Source organism: Rubritalea sp. (assembly GCF_039830215.1).
Taxonomy (GTDB): domain Bacteria; phylum Verrucomicrobiota; class Verrucomicrobiia; order Verrucomicrobiales; family Akkermansiaceae; genus Rubritalea.
Genome location: NZ_JBDOPO010000010.1, coordinates 1 through 4,423 on the forward strand (window position 1 = coordinate 1; position 4,423 = coordinate 4,423).

Here is a 4,423-nt window from a genome sequence, read left to right on the forward strand (position 1 = left end):
GCAAATAATGGAGTAGTCTCGCCCAAGAACTACGACCAATCGACGGCTGCCGAGGCATGGATCGATCAGATAAAGTTCATCGAGTAAACGGATGATGCGGAGATCTTCCACGCTCAGTCTTACAAGTTTATAGCTAGAAGAAGATCTGCTAACACTGAGTAACTTGCACTGCTTTGTGACACTTAATGTGGGATGCTTTTTGTCTACCAACTCGATGCGATCCCTCACAGTCCGAGCTGTTTTGACTTTTTTGTTAAAAAATCAATCTCGACTGCCTGCTGTCCGATCTTGGCATGCAACTGAGCTTTCTCACGTTCATATTGCTCTTCAGGAGACTTCTTTCGGCCAGAGCTGAATATCTCAGGCATCGTTTCCGTCATTGCCTTCTTCCAATCTGAAACTTGAACAGAGTGGATTTCATATTCTTTGGCGATCTGTTGAATCGTCTTTTCTCCCTTGAGCGCTTCTAGAGCCACTCGTGCTTTGAACTCGGGTTCGTGTCTTTTACGTTTTGCTTTGATTTTGTTGTTTTTAGGTTCGCGGTTTGCACCGCTCCCCTCCATCAAAATCATGGCTTAACTACTTGTCCGAATTTCGGGGTTCAGCTCAATTCAAGAGGTTCTGAATGAATTGCTTATGGTGTTTCATGTGGGGGTAAATTAACTACTTAGGTGTATTTACTTAATTCATTATGGACTGTGAATGTTCGGGGGTGATGCACCTGGAAATCTATAGAGGAGTGATGAAATAGCAATCCTCACAGCCTATTTGATCAGCGTCTTCCAAGCCTATTGTGGTGGTTTAGTTTCTCAGGATTCTCGCGCTTGGCAAAGTGGCGTACCGTGAGGGCTATTGTTTTGCTCAGGTCCCGAAGCCAATGGTTGAAAGTTGCTAATACGTCTTCTGAGTTTTTCATGTCGTCAGTCACTCGTTGTCGCCGAAAATTAGATATATTTGAGTCAATCAAGTGAGCAGCTTCAGCATTTTCACTTCTAGGAGAATTGGGGTTTTGTGCAGCAACAACAAAATACATGCTAAACGATGACAATGTACTAAGGTCGTGGCCCATTACTCGGTAGTAACCAGGTGTCAAAGGCTCATAGATTTGAGCCAAACATTCATAGGCTGAGTAGATGTGTTCCCATTGCTGTTTCAGCGATAGATTCTCATCATTGAGCTTATCTATACTGGGCTCTAGGTGTTGCCAGATAAACTCACCGAGTGGGTCTTCCATGCAAACTTCTTTAATCTTTTTGGCTGCCTGAGTCACCGTAAGTGGTGTCTTGGATTTCTGTGTCATATGGGGGTCGAGGGCGGATTGTCGTTACACTGCAGTGATTTCAAAGTTTGGTTCTGAATGAATCACTTCTAAAATCTTCTCAAAGCGCGAATCTGTAGATTTGATGTCTAGAGTAGTGCGCAAAAATTCTTCCATTACCCAATAGATTTCCGATTCAATCTTAAGTGGCAGGCATCCATCATGCCACTCGAGTTGGATTTTCTCTGAGTGGAGTGGAATGCGGAAGAAAGCCTTCGGTGCATGTCGATACTCAGTCTGTTCTGATGCTATCAGATTGAGCTTATTTATGGTGCTTGGTTGTGGATGGTCAGGTTTCATGTGGGAGTGTGTAAATTTCTTATGAGGTGAGGACGAAAGACCTACTCCAAGGTCGAGTAATGGCAAATCTTGTAAGATAGAAATCTAAGTAGAATGGGGAGGTGTTGAGCTTAGATTAAGCTGCTACTCATGGTCTGCGCAGAAATGTGGTGATGGAGGATATGAAAGAGCAATACACGTGGATCCTCTAACTGATATTGGTCTAGCTCAGGTATAATACCTGGAGGGAATTGGGATACTTGGTTGTGAGCGCCGATTTCACATTTGGTGAAAATGGTAGCTTGCTGGTTTAAGTGCAGGTAGAGGGTGTCTTCCAGGCTGGAAATCTTGAGCGATATATCACCTTGGTCTTGTGGCGACTTTTCAAGATCTGGGCCAGAGTTTTTGGTCCAACTGAAATGCAGTACCGCTTCATTGTATGCACTAAGTTCATGGTGGCTAAAGCGGATGACAGTTTTAGTGCCGTCGTCGTGGTCGAATGTTTGGACGGCCTTGACTGTGCCGTACCCAACAATTGCGGCAATCTGATTGATAAAGTTGTCCTGAAAAATCTCCTCTTGAGTCGGTGCTTTGTAGCCAGGTGGGGGAGTTTGGCTGATGAGTTGTGAGATGTGCTTCAAGTTGAGGTGTGGGATTATTTTCCATAGTATTGCTGGGGGGACTATTGCGTAGCTCCAGTGGGCTATCTTCTGGGCCAGCCCTTGATGTTAGGAAGTGGTGTATCCAGACCCATCTTAGCGTTGGCTTCGATCTCTAGCGGGTTGGTTTCCCAGAGGCTAGCAAATGCAGGAAGTGACCTATGCTTTAGAAAATGGGAGATGTAGCCGCTGCCGTAATGCCATCCGAGCATGAGTGCGACCCCTATTGGGGTGTAACGCTTCAGCTGTTGGATATGTGCGAGTTCGTGGCGGAGGACTTGCTCATTACCCGCTACTCTAGGGGTCATAAAAATGACACCAGGCAATGCGAGAGCAAGGCCACCGAGGTGGAGGCTCTCAACATAACGTACGGTGACAGGTTTGAGGAGAATGTATAACCAGAGCACTAAGTTGATGAGGGCAACGATGGCTAGGTCGATAAGTAGTAATGTGGACATGATTGGGTATGTGTGTAGATTGCAGGTAAGGTGGCTGCGCATCTGTGATGGCAGCCTGAGATGTTATTAGTATTCGAGCTTATATTTAGTCTAGTTTGAGCCATTTGACATTGCCGTATCCGGACCATTGATGTTCACTGATTTCTTCAAAGAGCGTGGCGATAATTTCCTGGTCTTCAACTTCTTGTAGGAATTGATTAAGTTCAGGGAAATACAGCTCGGCGTAGGATTGCAGTTCGCTGCGTCCTCCAAGGTGAAATGGCATTCCATGGCGGGAGAAATGATCAAGCCGACCAGTATCTGAGCCACTATTATTGACGATGTAGTATTCGACATTAAATGTGCTTAGCGTTTGTTGGAGCCAAACTCCACGGCTGCTTCCACCTCCGCCGAGGCCGCCACCATAGCGAATATGAAGAATGTGGCTGAGTTGCGCTTGATGTTTCAGGAGCACTTTTGCGCAGAATGCCGTGTTCTCTACAAATGCGTAGATGAGTGGAGCGTGGGAGGTTGTATTGCCACGTTTGATCTCTAGCTGCATGAAAAACACCTTGTCATTACTGTCGTTACCTTCCGGGAAGGAGATTAAATTCGGATTGCGCGGTAAGACGCAATCTGGGAGTTGTTCCACCCCTACGATCTTGATCGTGGTGTTTCCTTGTTCATGTAGGACCGTACCTACCTCAAATTGCAGACTATTCCCCCAATTGTAGTAGTCTGTGTGGAGGAAGATGTGGTGCTTGAAAAACTCCGGATCTAGATCGGGTCTACGAAAGTGCCTGGGCTGATCAGTATCTGTATTTTCTCGAGCCTGCCTGCATTCGGGCCTTGATAGCCAATCTAGGGTTTTGTCTGCATCTTCGATATAGAGATAGCTGACGTCATTGAAGTCGGAGCCGGCGGATGGGTACCATGCAATGCGTGGCGTGACGCCATTCCATTGTGATAACCATTGTTTAAAAATGCCGTCATTTTGGCCGTTGAGTGATTCTAATAGTGCGTATGACATAGTAATTTTGTATGAGTGAAAGGTGAAAAGGTAGTTGCTTAGTTCTAGGGGATCAGACCTTGATCGTTTTATGGTCAGCTTCTGAATAGCGATAATAGATTTCTTCCACGACCGAGCTAGTGAACCCTTCGACTGCTTGGTCGAAGATGTTGGGTCGTAAAGATCCCATGAATTCAAAGATGATTTTGCTCGCTTTGATTGTTGACTCGTTGGCTACAAGGAAGTCTTTGATGTGTTTGACGGCCAGTAGCTTTTGAGCTGGGTCTTCGGTGCGTGTGTAGCATTTGGGGATCGCTGATATATTTGCTTCAGGCAACAATGTGCCAGCTTCATCGAGTAGATTAACTTGATCTGCAAATTGCTTCACCCTCTCGGTGCTAATATTCTTATCTCTGGCAAAAGTATGAAGTACCGAGAAACCAACATGGGCATCGGTGAGTATATGGTAGCTGTGGTCATTGGTAATTTCTGAGATTTCTACTGGTAGATTGGGTCAGTGGATGATGAGTATGGTTATAAGTGGTTTATTCGGTTGATTTTGAGAGAGATACGGGATCTGGGTTGGGATGATTTCTTTTGTTAGAAGTTGAATTCTTTGGACGATTTTTTCCAATTGATAGTGGATACTGCGCGAGAGAGTTCTTCGAAGAGAGTGTGATCTAATTGGTGAGAAAAGGTGACCAGTGTGCATGCGCTGAAA

Annotated in this window: 6 protein-coding genes and 1 pseudogene; all 7 read right to left on the reverse strand. The window is 45.4% G+C overall.

What is annotated here, in order from left to right:
* Positions 1–521, reverse strand: a pseudogene (locus tag ABGY95_RS00300) (transposase); the annotation flags it as partial.
* A 251-nt stretch (positions 522–772) separates the two neighbouring features.
* Positions 773–1,300, reverse strand: a complete 528-nt coding sequence (locus ABGY95_RS00305; RefSeq protein WP_347439683.1) for a hypothetical protein — start codon at positions 1,298–1,300, stop codon at positions 773–775.
* A 24-nt stretch (positions 1,301–1,324) separates the two neighbouring features.
* Complete coding sequence (locus tag ABGY95_RS00310; protein WP_347439684.1) at positions 1,325–1,618, reverse strand: hypothetical protein; 294 nt, start codon at positions 1,616–1,618, stop codon at positions 1,325–1,327.
* A gap of 110 nt (positions 1,619–1,728) precedes the next feature.
* A complete protein-coding gene (locus ABGY95_RS00315) occupies positions 1,729–2,238 on the reverse strand; it encodes a hypothetical protein (protein ID WP_347439685.1) in 510 nt (169 codons plus the stop codon).
* A gap of 62 nt (positions 2,239–2,300) precedes the next feature.
* Entirely contained in the window at positions 2,301–2,714 is a 414-nt protein-coding gene (locus tag ABGY95_RS00320; protein WP_347439686.1) for a hypothetical protein, read from the reverse strand.
* A gap of 85 nt (positions 2,715–2,799) precedes the next feature.
* Complete coding sequence (locus tag ABGY95_RS00325) at positions 2,800–3,723, reverse strand: hypothetical protein (RefSeq protein WP_347439687.1); 924 nt, start codon at positions 3,721–3,723, stop codon at positions 2,800–2,802.
* Positions 3,724–3,775: 52 nt separating this feature from the next.
* Complete coding sequence (locus ABGY95_RS00330; RefSeq protein ID WP_347439688.1) at positions 3,776–4,090, reverse strand: hypothetical protein; 315 nt, start codon at positions 4,088–4,090, stop codon at positions 3,776–3,778.
* Positions 4,091–4,423 lie beyond the last annotated feature (333 nt).